At 49.6% G+C, this 17,418-nt stretch carries 15 protein-coding genes; 6 read left to right on the top strand and 9 right to left on the bottom strand.

Annotated elements, in window-relative coordinates:
- Window positions 1–1,383, top strand: coding sequence for an ABC transporter permease (locus SH449x_RS25755; RefSeq protein ID WP_482378948.1), 1,383 nt, complete (start codon window positions 1–3; stop codon window positions 1,381–1,383).
- Window positions 1,384–1,463: 80 nt separating this feature from the next.
- The gene (locus SH449x_RS25750; protein ID WP_482378947.1) at window positions 1,464–2,360 is read left to right on the top strand and encodes a DUF58 domain-containing protein; all 897 of its coding nucleotides are present in this window, start codon (window positions 1,464–1,466) and stop codon (window positions 2,358–2,360) included.
- A 53-nt stretch (window positions 2,361–2,413) separates the two neighbouring features.
- Here SH449x_RS25750 and SH449x_RS25745 read toward each other — a convergent pair whose 3' ends face one another.
- On the bottom strand, window positions 2,414–3,811 hold the full coding sequence (locus SH449x_RS25745; RefSeq protein ID WP_482378946.1) for a hypothetical protein: 1,398 nt from the start codon (window positions 3,809–3,811) through the stop codon (window positions 2,414–2,416).
- A gap of 311 nt (window positions 3,812–4,122) precedes the next feature.
- Here SH449x_RS25745 and SH449x_RS25740 point away from each other — a divergent pair, with 311 nt between their 5' ends.
- Genes SH449x_RS25740 through SH449x_RS25730 form a run of 3 tightly spaced genes read left to right on the top strand, consistent with a single transcriptional unit; the run spans window position 4,123 to window position 6,949 of the window.
- Complete coding sequence (locus tag SH449x_RS25740; protein WP_482378945.1) at window positions 4,123–4,335, top strand: hypothetical protein; 213 nt, start codon at window positions 4,123–4,125, stop codon at window positions 4,333–4,335.
- Window positions 4,336–4,368: 33 nt separating this feature from the next.
- Complete coding sequence (locus tag SH449x_RS25735; protein WP_482378944.1) at window positions 4,369–5,853, top strand: DUF1593 domain-containing protein; 1,485 nt, start codon at window positions 4,369–4,371, stop codon at window positions 5,851–5,853.
- Between the two features lie 28 nt (window positions 5,854–5,881).
- Window positions 5,882–6,949 (top strand): hypothetical protein, encoded by a 1,068-nt coding sequence (locus SH449x_RS25730; protein ID WP_482378943.1) that lies wholly within the window; start codon window positions 5,882–5,884, stop codon window positions 6,947–6,949.
- Between the two features lie 86 nt (window positions 6,950–7,035).
- Here SH449x_RS25730 and SH449x_RS25725 read toward each other — a convergent pair whose 3' ends face one another.
- From SH449x_RS25725 to SH449x_RS25705, 5 genes are all read right to left on the bottom strand, one after another.
- Window positions 7,036–9,600, bottom strand: coding sequence for a U32 family peptidase (locus SH449x_RS25725; RefSeq protein WP_482378942.1), 2,565 nt, complete (start codon window positions 9,598–9,600; stop codon window positions 7,036–7,038).
- Window positions 9,597–10,505: a hypothetical protein gene (locus SH449x_RS25720; protein WP_482378941.1), complete on the bottom strand. Its 909-nt coding sequence runs from the start codon at window positions 10,503–10,505 to the stop codon at window positions 9,597–9,599. Before SH449x_RS25720 ends, SH449x_RS25725 begins: the two co-directional genes overlap by 4 nt.
- A 321-nt stretch (window positions 10,506–10,826) precedes the next feature.
- Window positions 10,827–11,519 carry a TylF/MycF/NovP-related O-methyltransferase gene (locus SH449x_RS25715; protein WP_482378940.1) on the bottom strand — a complete coding sequence of 231 codons (693 nt, stop codon included), beginning with the start codon at window positions 11,517–11,519 and terminating at the stop codon, window positions 10,827–10,829.
- 59 nt (window positions 11,520–11,578) lie between these two features.
- Window positions 11,579–12,166: a class I SAM-dependent methyltransferase gene (locus tag SH449x_RS25710; protein ID WP_482378939.1), complete on the bottom strand. Its 588-nt coding sequence runs from the start codon at window positions 12,164–12,166 to the stop codon at window positions 11,579–11,581.
- A gap of 19 nt (window positions 12,167–12,185) precedes the next feature.
- Window positions 12,186–12,902: a class I SAM-dependent methyltransferase gene (locus tag SH449x_RS25705; protein WP_482378938.1), complete on the bottom strand. Its 717-nt coding sequence runs from the start codon at window positions 12,900–12,902 to the stop codon at window positions 12,186–12,188.
- Between the two features lie 264 nt (window positions 12,903–13,166).
- Between SH449x_RS25705 and SH449x_RS25700 the strand changes: the two genes are divergently transcribed.
- A complete protein-coding gene (locus SH449x_RS25700; protein ID WP_482378937.1) occupies window positions 13,167–14,120 on the top strand; it encodes a hypothetical protein in 954 nt (317 codons plus the stop codon).
- Here SH449x_RS25700 and SH449x_RS25695 read toward each other — a convergent pair.
- The 3 genes from SH449x_RS25695 to SH449x_RS25685 form a co-directional block, all read right to left on the bottom strand.
- Window positions 14,112–15,086, bottom strand: coding sequence for a glycosyltransferase family 4 protein (locus SH449x_RS25695; RefSeq protein WP_482378936.1), 975 nt, complete (start codon window positions 15,084–15,086; stop codon window positions 14,112–14,114). The genes SH449x_RS25700 and SH449x_RS25695 overlap by 9 nt on opposite strands.
- 70 nt (window positions 15,087–15,156) lie before the next feature.
- On the bottom strand, window positions 15,157–16,452 hold the full coding sequence (locus tag SH449x_RS25690; RefSeq protein ID WP_482378935.1) for a polysialyltransferase family glycosyltransferase: 1,296 nt from the start codon (window positions 16,450–16,452) through the stop codon (window positions 15,157–15,159).
- Between the two features lie 36 nt (window positions 16,453–16,488).
- A complete protein-coding gene (locus tag SH449x_RS25685) occupies window positions 16,489–17,382 on the bottom strand; it encodes a hypothetical protein (RefSeq protein ID WP_482378934.1) in 894 nt (297 codons plus the stop codon).
- Window positions 17,383–17,418: the final 36 nt, after the last annotated feature.

Here is a 17,418-nt window from a genome sequence, read left to right as displayed (position 1 = left end):
ATGAGCTTGATCCGAATCGCGATTCGAAATCTTTTCTATCGACGCTTGCCCAGTTTGCTAACGATGATCTCCATGTCGCTGGGGGTCGCGTTAGTCGTACTCGTATTGACCATCGCTGGCATGATCGAACGTACCTTTGAGCAAACCAGCAACGTTGGTTACAACCTGATCATCGGTGCAAAGGGTAGTTCGGTGCAATTGGTGTTTAACACCGTGATGTTCCTGAGCGAACCGGTTGAAAACATCCCTTATTCGGCTTACATGGAATTCTTGCCCGGCCCGAATGCTCGACAGGAGCACTATCAGAAGATCGGTGGCAAGCTGGATGAGCCCGATCGCAAGGGCAAGTATTCGGCTTACACCTCGGGTGGATTCGCGATTCCAATGTGCATGGGGGATTATGTCGGTCCGTTCCGTTGCGTAGGGACGACTCCCGATTATTTCAATTTGCTCAAACACGGCCGCGATGGGGATAAGGACTACGAGTTCGCAGAAGGGCGGAACTTTGTTGACTACTCCGAGGAGAATGGTTTCTTCGAAGCAGTCATCGGCAGCGAAGTGGCGAGCGTCATGAAGCTCAAGCTCGGTGATGAAGTCTTTGCATCGCACGGCATGGAAGGTGGCGAGCAGCACGACGACGGCTTTCGCGTAGTGGGAATTCTCAAGCCGACTGGGACTCCGAACGATCGCGGGGCCTTTGTAAACATGGAAGGCTTTTACTTGCTCGAAGGACACATTGCTCCAGACCGGGACGATGACGGCATCGAAGTCCGTGGGTCTGCGGTTGCTCCCGAGCGAGAGTCCAAATTATCGAAAGTTCGGCTACCTATCGACAAGCGGGAGGTTACCGCTGTTCTAATCAAATCGGGAGGTGTCGGTGGAGCTGCCGCGATTGGATTACAAAAGCAGGTCAACAAGTCGACTTATGCCGTCGCAGTCTCCCCGATCAACGTATTGACGCAGCTTCTGGAAACATTTGTCAAGCCAGTGCGATTCGGCCTCTTTTTGTTGACCAGTTTGGTCTGCATAGTGAGTGCAATCGGAATTTTGGTTAGCATTTACAACAGCATGAGCGAACGCAAAAGGGATATTGCGGTGATGCGATCGCTCGGAGCATCACGCGATCATATCACGTTGATCATCCTGCTAGAGTCGACCATTATTGCAGTCGTTGGAGGCGGTGTAGGCTGGTTCGTTGGGCATTTAGCTGGACCTATCGGCAATATGTGGACACAAAAAGCAACGGGGACAACCATCGGGTTCCTGGATTCAGCGGCTCCCCAAGAGTTATGGCTGGTACCAGGGATGATCTTATTAGGAATTTTGGCTGGCGTTGTCCCTGCGATCATTGCCTATCGAACTAGTGTGGTAGAATCACTGTAACTGTGTACTTGTGACTTGTGCGAGCTTGGAAGCTTGCCGTCCCAGCGAGCGGGGACAAGGAAGGCGATAGGTTTTGATTCGTGGTAAACGTCGAGCAGTATCTCAAGCCGGAACTGGCTTCTCAAATCAAGCGGCTCGATCTTCGGGCCCAAATGATCGTCAAAGGATTTCTACAGGGGATGCACTCGAGTCCCTACCATGGATTTTCGGTAGAGTTTAGCGAACATCGACTTTACGCACCTGGCGACGACCCCAAAGATATCGATTGGCAAGCGTACGCAAAAACCGAACGCTACTATGTCAAGAAGTTCGAAGCCGAGACGAATATCACAGGCTATATCGTCATGGACCTCAGCCAGTCGATGGACTATACCTATCAACAGAATTTGACCAAATTTGATTACTGCATTTGTCTAGCGGCGGCTTTGTCTTATTTGATGCTTATGCAGCAAGACCCGGTTGGGCTGATAACGTTCGATCAAAAGATTCGAGCCAACTTGCCACCTAAATCGCGTCGCAGTCAATTCGGTGCCATATTGAGTCAGCTCACAAAATTAAAGGTGGCTGGCCAAACAGAGTTAAAGGCGCCGCTGCTTCAGTTGGCCTCCATGCTCAAGCATAAGTCGCTCATTATGTTGATGAGCGATTTGCTCGCCGACACCAAACCAACACTCGAAGCCATCCGCATATTGAAGCATGCCGGGCATGATGTCATCGTGTTTCATGTTCTGGACGAGGCGGAGGTTAAGTTTCCCTTCACTGGTTTAGTCCAATTGGAAGATCCGGAGACCAAGCAAACTGTGAACGTCAATGCTGATGATATTTGCCACGAGTATCAAGAAAACATCCAACAGTTTCGTGAGGAATTAAAAAAGGGTTTGAGCGAATCCAAGATCGATTACGTCCCGCTCGACACCAGCATGCCCTACGACAAAGCGATCACCGAGTACCTGGTCAGTCGTCGTAGCCGGTTCTAGCCCCTTGGTCTTAAAGGGGCTAGGATGGTGTGGAAATCATAATGCGGCAAGAACTAAAATTGAATTTGATATTTCTCGGTCATCGCTCTCCGCATATCGGCAATCATCTGCTCGGCTTGGGACATGGTTTCCCGGAAGGATACATTGTTGAGGCCCCGTGAAACAGCTTGATATTGACCCGGGGTGTTGACGTCGTAGTAACCGTAGCCGTTCCCATACCCGTAGCTATTCACGCTGTAACCTGAATTGACATAAGAGTTGGTGCCGTAGGTCACGTTTGTCTTCTGGATTTCCAGGGTGTTTCCGCGAAAACCTGAGGCTAAACGAGAGGCGAACTCGACGAGTTCTGGATCAACATTTAGTGTCGGTATTTCGTCGATTCGATTTGCCATTCGCCCATTCCAACGGGCTCGATCACCGGTACTGCTTGCGGAATAATCACGAATCCGATGCACCAGATCCACTACCTTTCCAAAGTATTCTTTAGACTTCAATGCAACACCGGAGTCTGTTTCGTATGACTGCGATTCACTTACTAATGACTCAGAGGAATGATTTTGAAGGGAGAAAATCCCTACCAAATCATCAAGCGTGCTGGCAGTAATTGTGCCGCGAAACGAAATGGTGTTCCCGTCAGCTCCAACGGTCCACTTCTTAACATCCGGAATCGAAGCCGAACTCTTCCCCAAAACTTCGGCCAAAAAATCTTTTGCTATAGGCAATAGGACTGCGGGTGAGGATGCGAAATCAACACTTAAGATGCAATCCGTGAGATCTTTCTTACTTACGTAAAGGCGTATACCCTTGAAATCAGACAGCAATCGGACCAGTGAATCTTGGTCGATGCTCTTGGTCGCCTCTATGGTGGATAGCTTTTCCCGAATTGCGATAGGCGACCAAACATCCTCTAAATCAATCGCTAGTAACAATGAGATCGTGGACAAGCTTCGCTGGGCTTCCTTCACCAGATAAGGCGACCTGTCCGTGTCACTGCTGTGCTTTAGGTATCGACTGGCCAGCTTCCGATCGGCAGGTCTAACCATGGACAATTGTGAACTACTGGTTGGAATCAGATAGGCCTGTCGAGGAGACCACACGACTGCGGTGCTACCGATTTTATCAACATATCCACCAACCGATTTTGCAATACTATCTGCATTCGAAACACCGGACAGATCAATCACACCCACCTCCCAATTCGGCTGCAGGGTACCGATATCTAGATCCGCAACGATACGAACTTCTCCCATACGCTCTGATAAGTCTTTGGCAATGGAATCGCCATCGACTAGCTTTCTCAAAACGGGGGTGTCTAAATAAAGAATCGCATTGGCTCTGTCGGGAACGGACAAAACAAGCTTCTGTAAGGCGGGAACCTGGGCGCGACTTATCGTTGCGTTTGGCAGGAAAACCAATGAGAAAACAAGCAAACAAGGTGACAACAACTTCATGATACAACTCCGTAGATATTTTTCTAACAATTGATCGATTGTCCCAAAGCTTCAAAGAGAATCAAGTACCATCAACATAAAGGGAGTGTTGATTCATCTTTCAAACGCGAAAATTTGCTGCCAGTCGTCTTTCATGCGGACGATGATCCAGCAGATAGAGACGCACCTCTTTGACGCGTCGCAAATCATCCATCTTTCCCCGGTGAGAAACAAACAGTGCCGCGTAAGTAATCTACCGCACCTTTTCCCTATGCGGCCCCCTCTCTTGAGATATTCACACCGCTAGAGATAAGAGAAACGCGAGAGGAACAATGATCAACTATTTTCAAGACAACTCTTGCGTCACTCCCATCTCTCGCGGTGTAAACCTATCCACCGAGTTTCGCGGGTCGCTTCGCCCTATGCCTTGCGGCGCGGCAGCGAGCGACGAACGGTGCGACATACTTTTTGGGAGATCGCTAAGATATACTGGGTCTATAGCCTGGTTCCCAGCTTATGCTCCGTTTGACCTGTCATTCGTCTAAAACACTCTAGACCAGACAATTTAGGTGTCCAAAATGCTTACACGTTCGCTATGGATCGTCCAAGCGGTTCTGCTTGTCTGCCTGGTACTGTTCAGTCAGGAAGTCCCCGCAAACGAAGATGCGAGCTCGGAACTGATTAAAGACGATCGCTTACGAGTCGTCATTCTCAGTGATATGTCGAACGAGCCGGACGATCAACAATCTCTCGTGCGGTTTCTGACTTATGCCAATGAGTTTGATATCGAAGGAATCATTGCGACGACTTCTTGTTGGCGGAAGAACAATCCGGATAAGGCCACGATCCTGCAAGTGTTGGATGCTTACGAAAAAGTTCAGCCGAATATTGCGCGACATGCGGTCGGCTACCCGGTTGCGAATGCTCTGCGCGAAGTGACCAAGTCTGGAGTAGATGGATACGGGATGCAAGCCGCCGCTGAGCAGCTGAATAACGAAGGGATCGATCTCATCATCACGGTATTGGATCGAGAAGATCCGCGACCGGTTTGGTTCTGTGTCTGGGGTGGTGGGAATACTCTGGGCGGAGCTGTAATGAAGCTTCAAAGGGAACGCCCTCACGATGCCGAGCGTCTGGTCGCGAAGATTCGAGGTTACGAGATTGCTTTGCAAGATGACGCGTTCGCTTATGTTGCTCACCATTATCCAGATACCTTTTTGATCTCGGCCAAGCTACTTTGGAAAGGCATCTCCAGAACAACTCCGCGATTCAACGCATGGAGCGAATCCTGGGGCGGAGACGATGCATTGTTCAACGCAGCATGGGTTGCAGAAAATGTTCAAAGCAAAGGGCCTCTGGGTGCGGTTTATCCTAATGCCGATTATCTTTGGGAGGGGGACACGCCTTCCTTTCTCTATCTGGTACCTAATGGGCTCAGCGATCCCAATCAACCACACTGGGGTTCCTGGGGAGGTCGCTTCACGGCCGAAAAAGTCGAGAATGTTCGAACCGGTACGGGAAACGATACGGTCGATCCACTACTGGATCAACATCGCCCCTACCGAATGTTCAGCGATGCGAAAGATTCTTGGACTCATGGGGAGCAAGAATACAACAACGAATACGCCACCGTCTTTCGATGGCGTCGAGCGTTCCAGAACGATTTCGCGGCGAGAATGAATTGGTCGATCACTGAAGAATTTACCAAGGCGAATCATCATCCTCGCGTCGTGCTTAACGGCGACGCTTCGAAGAGCGTCACGGAATTAAAGGCGAAATCCGGCGCCTCTATTACTGTTTCGGCAGCAGGTTCCTCCGATCCCGACGGCGACTCGCTTGCGTTTCGCTGGTGGATTTATCCCGAACCAACCTTGGCCAATCGAAGCGAGGAAAGTCTTTCGCAATGGACCAGTTGGTTTAGCACTTTATCCGGAATAGAAATCAAGTTGCAATTGCCGCAAGTTGCCGCGCCGACCTCGTATCATGTTATTCTAGAGGTCGAGGATAGCGGTTCCCCCAGCTTGTTCGCCTACCGCAGACTCATTGTCCATGTCACGCCATAAACCTCTACGAGTAAAGAACCCCAATACGATGAACCTCTCCCTATCAGCAGACTCAACCTTTCGAGATACCACACCGCATGCCAGTCATGCAACGCGACGATCGGTGTTCGGCTTGGTAGTGATTCTTTTCGGATTGCTTGGTTGCTGGCAGATGGGTAGTGCTGCCCGAGGAGAGGTGCCAGAGTTTCGAGTTGCCGATGGCAAGGTGACCATACAAGGCGTTGGGCCGGATAATCCTATCGTTTATGACAACGACTGGTGGTTTGATGTTTTTGATAACAACTATCTTTGGGCCCAGGCCAGCTTGGGAGCGGCTGATCTACGAGGTAACATCGTTTCTCGGGATATGTGGGAATGGCAAAAAGGTTATCAGTACTCGTTTGAACAGTCATGGGAAGATGCGGAGAAAGCCATCAAGCTAGCCCGCGATTCAGGTTTGAAAAACATCCCCGATTTGACACGGGGTTCCGACCGAGCTTTGGAACGCCCGGAGTCTGGGCGCATCGAGGACACTATTCCGCATCCATCGGCCGGTAGTCGGCTGATTGTGGCGGAAGCCCTGCGAGCGACTCCTGAAAAGCCATTACTGGTTATAGCCGGAGGGCCACAAACAACAGTCGCCAATGCGTTGCTCACGAATCCAGAGATTGCCCCCAACATGATCGTCTTTAATCTTACCGTGAATGGTGGTTACAATGGTAAAGACGGTTGGTCAGCGTACATTGTGGCTAAGAAAACACGGTCGGTCGACTGGGGGGGAGGCGATTTTTGGGACCGCGATTCCGTCTTTCAAGCAGCGGACTTTGATGTCCTTCCCGACAATCCGTTCACCATTGATATGAAACGGTTTATTCGAACAGACTTGGGACGCGCGAATCAGCTTGGTGACGGAGCCCCCTTGGTTTGGTTGTGGCAGCCCAAATGTTGGACCGATGCCGTTGTGAAGGGAGTAGAATTTCATGGCAGTTCTATGAGGTACACTGCAGTATCGGAGAGGAAAGAAGGAGACGTCTTGGTGGTCCCCAAACAGAACACGGATCTGCCGCTTAGCCGAGAAGAGTTCTTCCGCGTATTGCGGACCCCAGACTTGTTTTGAACAAGCTTTATCCTGAAGAACCACTGCAACAGAGCGACTAACAATGCCACAGCGGATAAGATGCTCTAACCGTATAGCGAGGTGGCCTACAAAATCGCGAGAGGGTTGCGTGGGTGCTCCAACGTGCCTCGGGTGACTCCCAATCGATTGGCTGCTTTGAGTCGCTTCCAAACGTCGCTACCTTGCAACTCTCCTGTGAGTAAGCTTCGGTAAATCGTGACGATCTCTCCGATATCTTGGGAACTTGCATCACGCAGCAATTCAACTCGGAAACTGATTACTCCTCGCCGCAGAAGACCTGAGACAGCCTCGGCTCCACTTTGGGCTTGGCCGTTGTAAAGTGTGTTGCGACATCCGATGTCGGCGTGCAAGACGTGCTCCATGCCGATTCGGTCGCGCAGCTTGACATCGTGGCGATCGCAAGGCCGCCCGCAATTCGTTTTGTTCGTTCCCGGTGAAAGCACCGTGCAGAATACACAATGCTCCATATGAAACATGGGCATGTGCTGATGAATCACCACCTCGATCGAACGAGGATCCACGCCATCCACCAGTTCGGTGAGTTGGTCGCGGTTCAAATCGTACGATGCTGTGAAGCGCATAGCTCCCTTCTGTATCAACCACTCGGCCGTCAATGGATTCGTGGCGTTCAAACTAAAGTCACATACGAAGGGAATCCCGGCCTTCTTCGCATAATCCAATGCGGCTACATTCCGCACCAACCATCCATCGGCATTTCGCTTCTCAAGAGCCTTGAACAGCCCCATTTCGCCTGGTTTTTGAATTCGTAGACTGGCTAGAAAGATCGCGGCCTTGGCCTGACGACACATTTCGACTGCCTGGCGATACTCTCGAATGTCATGAAAATCCGCATAAATCGATAATTGGCCAGTAGCCAACACCGAATCCAACTGCGTGAGAGACCGTACCAGAACATGCAACTGCGGTATGGCCACATCTTTTGAAGCCGACGCTTCTGGATCTATCGCCAAGTTCGGTGCTGTCGATTGTTTGGCAGTTGTGAGCATTCGCTCGGCAACTCCGCCTGATGCGATTCTTCGAGCCGGCCGCTCGATAAGTAGGTCATCTAGTCGAGGCACCAACTCTTTCCGAATCTCGCCGATGACACTTAAAGGAAGCATCGGGTTCCCCTCGATCTGCGACTCGAGGTCCGCTAGTACAAACTGAGTGGAACCAAGTCGATTCAGTTGCTCAAAGAGAGAATCGTGCTGGACAGAATGCTTGCGAGCTACCTCGGGAACAAAGGCGTGTGTCCAGGTTACTGCGTGGTCTTTCGCGGGTAAAATCCCTGCCTTGCATTCGATTTCCTTTCCGGTTTCGATTTTGATTTCCATCCAAATCGGAAGCTTGCGCAAAGGCTGCTTGGAGTCGAAGGTCGCACGGAGTCTTTTAGTTAGTTGTGGCGAGTCGGTTTGCCAGATTCCGAGACCGGGTTGAAGCGTTTCCGCTTGGATCAGCCCTCGTTGAAAAGCCAGTTCCACTCGGCCTCGCTGCGGCGATTCCGCCAGCTTACCTCCGACGAAGACTTGATAGATGCGTCCGCCGACTTCATCGCCAGCAACGCGATCACCTTCGAACACAACACCGTCGCCGGGCATAAGTTCGTGTTCGAGCTGGGCGACCACGCGCTCGCCGCGAACTTGCAGAACGGTACCAACTCGTACGCCACGCTTCGCACTACTCAGTCCGGGGACCAATCGCTTGTGGTCGCAGCCTTCGAGCCAGCCGGGGCTGAATCCACGGGAGAAGCTAAGTTCCATCTCTCGTCGATCGTCGTTTGACCAAAGGATTGCTTTGTTTTGAACAGCTGCATCGATGGCTTTCCGGTAATGCCAGACTATGTTGGCGACATATTCGGGGGTTTTCAATCGGCCTTCGATTTTCAGGGAGCAGACACCGACATCGATGAGTTGGGGAATGTGAGCGTAGCCGGCTAGATCTTGGGGCGATAGCAAATAGCGATTATCCCCTAGGTCGACATCCGCTCCGTCACAGATCAGATCGTAATTGAGACGGCAGGCCTGGGCGCATTGACCTCGATTGGCACTCCGTCCCCCGAGCGATTCGCTGGTGAGGCATTGCCCACTATAAGCAACGCAAAGGGCACCATGGACAAAGGTCTCGACTGGCATCGAGGTGGCAGATGTGATTTTGCGAATCTCATCGATCGACAACTCGCGAGCCAGCACGACTCGATCGATGCCGAGCCCTTCGATGGCTGCGATCGTCTCGGCCGAAACCATCGTCATCTGAGTGCTAGCATGAACACTGAGTTCGGGGCAGATTTCGCGGATGAGGCGAACAGCCCCGAGGTCTTGGACGAGAACGGCATCGACGCCTGCTCGGGCGAGCAAATCGACGTTCTTTTCAAAGGCAGCCAGCTCATCGGTGAAGATAAGCGTGTTGAGGGTCACATACCCTAAAACCCCTCTTCGATGGAGGGTTTTCATGAGAGGCTCGAGGTCTGCTAATCCAAAATTGGTGGCGCGGGCTCGCGCGTTGAATCCAACGTCGAGGCCAAAGTAGACGGCATCGGCTCCGTTTTCGATCGCTGCTTGAATACATTCCCAGTTTCCTGCGGGAGCCAGCAGCTCGGGCGCCGGCATCCCCCTGGACGGTTCGTTCGTCATGGTTTCTCGATTTGGTCAGGTTGAAGAAATTTGGTGATCATCTTTTGTTTCAGGGTCTGTCGGCTCGGTTTCTGGTTTGGCACTTCGATTTCCATGGTCATTTCTTGGGTCTGTTCGCTTGCGACCAAATAACCGAGCTCGTTGTCGAAGAGCATTTTACCGGTAATTTTTTGGGCAGGAATGGAAATTTTTGCCCCGAAGTTGTTATCCCCGGCAAAAGCTAGATTCGTGGTGACCGTAAATTCGTGCAGGGCACGCCCCCCGAGATTCACAGTTCCTTTGTAAGTATATTGGTTGGTGAGTGAGAATAAGCCGGTCGGAGTTTTGTTCGAGGTAACCTGGGACCAGCTAAAGCCTGGAGCGATAGGCTGAGCCGGGAAGACGGGTGAACCGTTCTCAATCGACTCCTTGATCATCGATTCAATGTTGGCACCGCCTGGGGTATTGCGAAAGCCGGCTAAGGCCGTTTCCGGGATTTTCACGTCTGCGATTTTGCCTAGCACGCTCATGGAGTTCGAGCATTCGGCATCGATCAGGGGGCGAAACATCTTGGCAATTTGCTGAGCGAAGGCGGATTCGCCGTCCTCTTTGCTCGTATCGACTTCGATTTTCCCTGCTCCCGGGATATCGAGTGTGAGTTGGGCACGACGCAAAATCGTGACCACTAGGGCGGTACCATCCCCATAGTTTTCGCGCACCATCCAGTCCTGGGTCATCTCAGTTTTTTGCGAAACAGGGGTCGCAGCCCCCTCTTCGCCTTGCTGTGTTTCTTGGCTAACGATCGACTGCAGAGTAGTCCCCTCAGCCAATTTCCAGCGAAATTCCACCTCTTGGGCTATAGCCGACGGGTGCAGCGCACATGTCGCTGTAGCTAGCAAAACACCGACCACATTCATCAGTTTCACTTTGAGACATTCCTTACTTGGCGGGAGTGCGAGGCCTTTTCTAAACTCTGGCCATGATTTTAAGTGCTTGCGAAACGAAAACCAAACGCAAATTCCTAACGATAGGAGAAGTAATTCAGCCAGTCAACCTTGGCACCACGTGCGAGCAATAGACAGAAATGAACCCAGTGTCCAAGTGCAAGCGAGAGTGCCTGAGCCATTTCAGTCTAGGCAATAAAATTCTTAAGACTTCAATTTTTTTCGGCCCGGACCTGCGGCTCGGTTAGGAGGTAGCATAAGTCAGATCGACTGAGAGGTAGAGCTGTTGCGTCAGCTATGGATTCAGCGGACTACACGCACGACCGCCCACTGAAACCAACCTCGGCATAGCGGCTCAATCTCCCGACCATGGCGGTTGATCCATTCCACGAATGCTTTCCATTCATGTTCCCGCCAAGTGGTATATTGAGAGATCTCGGATCCCTTGCCTTCGTAGTTTTCGAATTCTCGGAAATCGATGAGGTCGTCCAGTCGGATTATCGTCCCTGGCAAAATACAATCGTTGAGCGTTTCAAGAACGGTTTGCGTGCTTGAGTAGAGATCGCAATCAACGTGAAGAAAACCTATGGGGGCCTTGTTTTCTTCCCACCAGGTAGGCAAGGAATCACTAAAGAATCCTTTTACCAATCGAACATTACTCCGAACAACCGGCAAACTCCCCTTGAGATGCCATTTCGTTTTTTTCTTGTATATTTTACTCCCGAGGTCCCAATCTTCCGGGAGCCCCTCGAAACTGTCAAAACCCCAGATGGTTTTCTCGGGCCAATGATCTGCAATACGGTTAATGGATTTCCCATCAAAGACACCGAATTCCAGCATCAGCCCCTCAGGCACAACCAAATGCTGCTTCACATAGTCCAACGACACACGGAACATGTCGTCCATATTGGGTTCATGATCCAAAAACAAAGAGGAGCGGATACCTTCAAGTAAACCGGCTTCACAGTCCACTGTGGCAAGAGTGCTGATTTCCATGCTTAATAGTTTCTTACAAAGAGTTAAACGATTAAAATCATCAATGCATCGATTACTGATCATTTGCTTGCAACGGCGATAATGAATTTACCTTGAGTTCCCGGTAACAGATCTGGCTTGGCCCCATTCTTCTGGCAGTGCCAGCTCTCAACTTGGAAGCCGTGCTTGTTCAAGGATTGCTCCAGCTCTTCGGGTGTGAAGTGCCTGAAATGAAACGGATTGACCGGTTCTTGTAGATGGGGGCGAACAGACTCGTTTGGTGTCGATATAACGAGGAAGTCACTCCACCTTGAGAATTTTTGAATTGCGAGGTCGTAAAACTCAATATGCTCAATAAACTCGAAGCATATAACCGCATCTGCCTTGCATTCCGGTTCAAACGTAAGCAAATCGCCGCATCGGAAATTAATGTTTGGTCGCTCCCAGTTTTCCCGATAGACGCCAAAAGCCTCTTCGCTAATCTCCAGCGACCAGACCTTTTCGACGCGAGATGCCAGTATGGAGGAACCATATCCGACTCCACAGCCAGCATCAATTACGGTGCCAAGTTTATTTAGGCTTACAAGAGTCTCCAAAGCAAACTGGTAACGTTTAAGATGATCTTCCCGAACTTCATCGAGGGTTACTACCATTTGACGCTCTGCCATATTATCACTCCAATTCGGGTTAAGCTACGTTTTTCACTTCCTGAGCCTGTTTGTAGGCCACAGCAACCAAATGGCAGCCATCACTTGCCCCCACAGGTAGATTTCTTCGACGCATTTGGGCAGTTGTAAACCCCTCTAATCGTATCGTAATATTATGGAATCCTGACTCTTGCAAGAAGAATCGCATAATTTGTTCATCATACCCAGATTTGTGCACGTCCCAATAAGTACTGTTGTAGTCGACTTGCGTTGGGTCGCACTCGCGCTGCCATCCAAATAAGCCCGCAAATCCCCACCGGGCGTCGGAGTACCGATTGCTCCACTCTTCACGGCTCCACTCGCTTCGAAGCCATTGTGCAATTGCAAATCTAATATTTGGAACCTCGATTCGAACGAATCCATCGGCCCCTAGAGCACTATTCCAATCTCGCAGTGCTAGTACTGCTTCGTAATAGGTCAAGTGTTCCAACATATGCCGGCTGTAGATTTCCTTGAGATCCCGGCAAAATTGAGAGAGCTCCCAAGCTCTACACGCGATCGTCACATTCGGAAGTGGGCGCAAATCGCATCCCAAGTAACCATCCAGGCTTTGCTCGCCACAACCAATGTAAACTCGTGAGCCTCGAGCAACCTCCCCCACAACTTGGGGACGATAGGCCTTCTTTAGTTCATAGCCAAGACTCTTGGCCATTCGAACAAAGCATTGCTCAAAAATCGAACGATCCGGCTTGAACATGATTGCGATATTCCGGTTACTCGAAGGTGAAAGCATAGAATCAGAGCGAGATATCGGATTATAGCAAGATCCCGACCTTGATTCCTAGATCGAGTTGCCCCCAATCATGCTGTGAGATTTCTAGCTTGCAACGCAAACAGGCTTTTGCTAGAACGACATTCCTTTGAACAACAAAATCTATTGTTTGCAATCGATGAATCGGACTTGAATCACGGTTGAGGAAGCAAAACATAACCGGTTCTACTCGTCAATAGCTCAAGAAGCATGGAAAAATACGGCGTCTTCATTCCAACCGAACTTGAAATGCACCAAACGGCTTTGGAGGCATTCATCGCTGGATTAGATTCGCTTGGATTAAACCACGAACTGCATGCTCTAGAAACCGGTTACCGAGCCTGTGACGTAATTGTAACGTTTGGGATTGGTAAAAAAGCCACCAAAAGAGGCAGATACGTACAGGAAATCATAGACAACCATCGCGTTCACCTTCAAGATGATTTAAAAGGGCAGCCTGTTGAGAATTTTAAACGAAAGCATTTGGTGATCGAGAGAGGATTCGTCCGACGCGAACACTACTACATGGTCGGCTGGGATGGCCTCAACGGACGTGCCGATTTTTGCAACCAACGAAGTCCAGGAAACCGCATTAAGCAATTGGGTGTTACTCTATCGCCATGGCGAAGAAACGGAACCCATATTGTGCTGTGTGGCCAAGTTCCCTGGGATGCATCTGTGCAACACACAGACCATATTGCATGGTGTCGCAAAACCGCCTGTCGCCTTTCCGAGATCACGGACCGTCCTATACGATTTCGGCCACATCCGATGCAACCGAACGCAATCAACATGCAAGATTGCCCCGTGGAAATTTCAACGAATCGCACACTCGATGAAGACATGGTTGATGCTTGGGCCGTCGTTACCTTCAACTCCAATGCAGGTGTGGAGGCAACGATTGCGGGCGTACCTGCTTTTGCTGAAGACATTGGTGCCATGGGGTATTCAATCCTCAACCACGACCTAGAGAAAATCAACAATCCCGAAACACCATGTCGCCAACAGTGGCTAAAGAATTTAGCATACACACAATGGAATCTCGAGGAGATTTCGTCAGGGCAGACACTCAGCCATCTTTTAGGAAAGCCAATACCACGCATCCAGATGTGGTGGAATACGTTGACAGACAGGGTACCTTACAAGAAACGGCACTCAGCTTGACCGAAAAAGCTTCGCGTGCTGCTCGGCATAGTTTTCCCAACTGTATGATAAAACTGTTTTTCTTACATCCCCATTAAGCTTCATCGCCTGACGCACCAAATCAGATATCCTAGAAACTTCAGGCTCATCGGCTGGAAAAAGAAATCCGTTCTTTCCATGCTCAATTACGTCGGGAGCGAATCCCGTGTCGCTAGCAACGGGCACGACATTACTCATCATGGATTCGAGTAACGGAATTGGTCCCCCCTCAAGCTGAGAGACCGATACGAAGACATCAAGTTCACGATAAAAATTAGGATAGTCTTTGTAGGCTGCTTCACGATATTCCAAGTTAGGTAACCCAATCAACTCTGCATAGCGTGGATATTCGTCCCATTTTCGCCCCATCAGGACAAAGTGATACTCGGGGAGGGACCTCGCTATTTCAAGAATTCTGTCGGGCATCTTGCGTTCGTAGTAAGCGGAACAAAACCCAACCTTTCCACCACCGCGATCATGCGGGAGGAACATGTTAGGGTCTGCCGCTCCTGTGATTGTTTGAACTCGGGATTCCTCTAATCCTTTCTCAACTAAAAAGTTTTTCCATCGGCTACACATCGTTACGACAACGGACTTGTTAAGTGCCAGGATCGTTTCCCTGTCACCAAAATTCTCTTCTTTAGGATGGGTAAACCATACGACACAGTTTTTTTCGGCGAGCCATGGATTAATCCTAAGCGCCGAAAGGAAAAAGTGGTAATGACAGAAATAGTAAGCTGTCGCCTCAGGAATCGCTTTGTAATTCCCTTCGTATACGAAGGGAATATCCAAACGCTGCGTGATCTCACGACAAGCGGCTTCAAGTATCCACCCTCGACTCTTGTCCGGAACAAAAAAACACACCGAATCTGTCGCAGGTTTTCTTTTGCGTTGAAATAGTCGCTTGAGCCAGGTTGTTGCTGAATGAGCTTCTGTTGCGTTTATCATATTCGTCTTAAAAATCTTAGAAAACAACTACTGTTCACTAATCGAGCGATCCAAATAGGTGAACTATATTTTAAGCAGCTCGCTTTGAAAGAACTCTGGATCTAGATCCCTTTTGGATCTTTGCAATAATCCTTACAAGGTCTCGTTCGTGAATGTTTCTAAGTTCCTGCCACATAGCGGTAAACTCCTGATCTACGATATCCTTTCCGAAACCTAGCGAGCATCTTTGAGAATATAGGTATTCTAAGGATATACATGCACTACTAACGGTTGCAACGTGCGTCTCTCTTAGTGGCGAGTTTATCGGTGCAAGGTATCTCGCGTACAATGATTCAAATGGAAGATAGAATGTCCACGGATCCGAAAGAGCTAGCACATGGTCGTATTTTTCTTTCACTGCACTCTGGATTCGTTGAATTTTTTCATACGAATCACGAGGGTGAGGTTTTATAACGAGCGCCACAGACTCCCCTCGTGGCAGATCTTCCAAAATCTTGCAATAGCCTCGAATCTCCCCCTCGATACTCATCCTACCTGTTTCAGAGAAATTGGAGGTTAAAAGCACCACATTGTGACCGGGCACAGAATTCAAGCCTACAAGAGCACTATGAGTCTCCGGTGCCTTGGTTTTAAAATCTTCTCCAAAAATGTCGAAAACGTCTCTGAAAATCTGGGGGTCAATCATCAAAACACTGTCCAAATGCTCGTCGAACAGATTTTTTAGCAATAAGCAGTGTGAATCGAAAGGTTTCTCCGCAGTGTCTTGGACAGAGGAACGACTAAAAAAACTTCGCATGAGAGACTTTGCCTTTCGCTCAGCTTTTTTGAACCAAGGAAGGTTGGTTTGGGCTGCGGAGAACTCTTTCGGCCGAAAGTAGGAATTGGTAAAATTGAGGGCAATTCCATCTCCGAAACAGGTCTTCCACGCGTTTGGCATTGCCTGGCGAAGCCACACAGGGAAGTTCTTGTTGTTCTGTCCAACGTAAAGCTCGTCGCAGCGAGTAAGCCCAAACTCTTGCGCGAATAGCGTTGTCAAGTCGAGCTTCTTTTCCCGTATAAGTCCCTGAATTCGCACGACGTCAGAAGTCTTAATAATATGGATTGAGCCCCAGTTTTCCAGCTTCTCTGCGAGATCACGAATGCAAACCGCAAACTCGTCAATCTGCCCCTCTGGCGCACTTAGATCATGAATAAACAAGTGATTTACACAACGGTTTCCAAGTTGCGTTTTCAACAACCCTGAATCGCGGGTTGTCCGCATCGCGGCGATTGCTGACGCCAACTGAACTGCGCCCTGGCAGGCTACGATGCGAACTGTTGGTGAATCAACTTTTTCTGTCGTAGGTATCAAAGGACTGGATGACACGGTCGATTCCATCATTTTGCTAGAGGGTAACACCGACTACGCTGCTTTCTTACCCGCGCCTCGCAAAAGTCGCTTGACTTCACGTTCGATTCGCTTCAAGACACTTTTCTTTTTGTCCGGGGTGGCGGCTACCGTCACTTTCGGAGGTTTGTCCTGCGAATTCTTCTCCGCAGCAACTGGCTTCAAGATATCCTGTCGTGCATAGGCTCGCGATAATGTCTTCTTGATGTCCTCCCCGGTTATAACACCAGCTTTCCGAGCCTCTTCAAAGTACTTGAACCAGATTTTCTCGAACTTGTGCCCGGAAAATTTCCATGGTTGAGTTCCAAGATTCGTGTAATGAATAAGTTTGGTCGATTCATCACAATGATCGAATACGTTCCATGTGGTATCGTACGCACCGAGCTTGAAGGGGTATGCCTTCAAAAATGGGGCCTTCATTTGGTGTAGATCTGCATTCGAAAATAACCCAGAATCCATTTGCCTAAAAATCTTTTCCAGGTCAAAGTGGCACTTAGTGCAGTCAAAGAGGATCTGACTCATCCCCCAGCAGCTATCTCCTTTATATGCTTCTCCTTTTGCGAGCATGTCGCAGCCGTTCATGGGCTGGTCGAAAAACGTTGCGATATCATGCAAGCAAACCATATCAGAGTCCAAAAAGATCGCACGCCCCTGGTGATTACAGATTTCAGGGATCAAAAAGCGATAATTGCTGAACTCGGTATAGTTGCGATACTTGATCCATAGCGGCATATTCGCCAGAACAGGTTCCTCACCTTCATGTTCAATGGAGTTGTGGGTTCCATTGAAAACGTAGATATCGAGCTCCCTAGAACAGTGCTTTCGTAAGGAATAGATCAGCGTTTTTCTTTCAAGTAGGCTGGCCTCACCCGAGCCGATGAACACGCGTACTGGGGATTTCTGTGACATTAAAGGATCTCCTTGAAATTATTGTGTGGGCTGAAT

This window comes from Brakhagea baltica (assembly GCF_052161605.1).
GTDB lineage: Bacteria > Planctomycetota > Planctomycetia > Pirellulales > Pirellulaceae > JBKCUI01.
This window is presented reverse-complemented; position numbering and strand designations above follow the sequence as displayed.

What these genes read in the sequence shown, in the direction of transcription:
- SH449x_RS25715 (WP_482378940.1), bottom strand. Translation starts at nt 11,519, where the DNA reads ATGGAAATCAGCACTCTTGCCACAGTGGACTGTGAAGCCGGTTTACTT.
- SH449x_RS25710 (WP_482378939.1), bottom strand. Translation starts at nt 12,166, where the DNA reads ATGGCAGAGCGTCAAATGGTAGTAACCCTCGATGAAGTTCGGGAAGAT.
- SH449x_RS25745 (WP_482378946.1), bottom strand. Translation starts at nt 3,811, where the DNA reads ATGAAGTTGTTGTCACCTTGTTTGCTTGTTTTCTCATTGGTTTTCCTG.
- SH449x_RS25700 (WP_482378937.1), top strand. Translation starts at nt 13,167, where the DNA reads ATGGAAAAATACGGCGTCTTCATTCCAACCGAACTTGAAATGCACCAA.
- SH449x_RS25695 (WP_482378936.1), bottom strand. Translation starts at nt 15,086, where the DNA reads ATGATAAACGCAACAGAAGCTCATTCAGCAACAACCTGGCTCAAGCGA.
- SH449x_RS25685 (WP_482378934.1), bottom strand. Translation starts at nt 17,382, where the DNA reads ATGTCACAGAAATCCCCAGTACGCGTGTTCATCGGCTCGGGTGAGGCC.
- SH449x_RS25755 (WP_482378948.1), top strand. Translation starts at nt 1, where the DNA reads ATGAGCTTGATCCGAATCGCGATTCGAAATCTTTTCTATCGACGCTTG.
- SH449x_RS25730 (WP_482378943.1), top strand. Translation starts at nt 5,882, where the DNA reads ATGAACCTCTCCCTATCAGCAGACTCAACCTTTCGAGATACCACACCG.
- SH449x_RS25740 (WP_482378945.1), top strand. Translation starts at nt 4,123, where the DNA reads ATGATCAACTATTTTCAAGACAACTCTTGCGTCACTCCCATCTCTCGC.
- SH449x_RS25735 (WP_482378944.1), top strand. Translation starts at nt 4,369, where the DNA reads ATGCTTACACGTTCGCTATGGATCGTCCAAGCGGTTCTGCTTGTCTGC.
- SH449x_RS25705 (WP_482378938.1), bottom strand. Translation starts at nt 12,902, where the DNA reads ATGTTCAAGCCGGATCGTTCGATTTTTGAGCAATGCTTTGTTCGAATG.
- SH449x_RS25725 (WP_482378942.1), bottom strand. Translation starts at nt 9,600, where the DNA reads ATGACGAACGAACCGTCCAGGGGGATGCCGGCGCCCGAGCTGCTGGCT.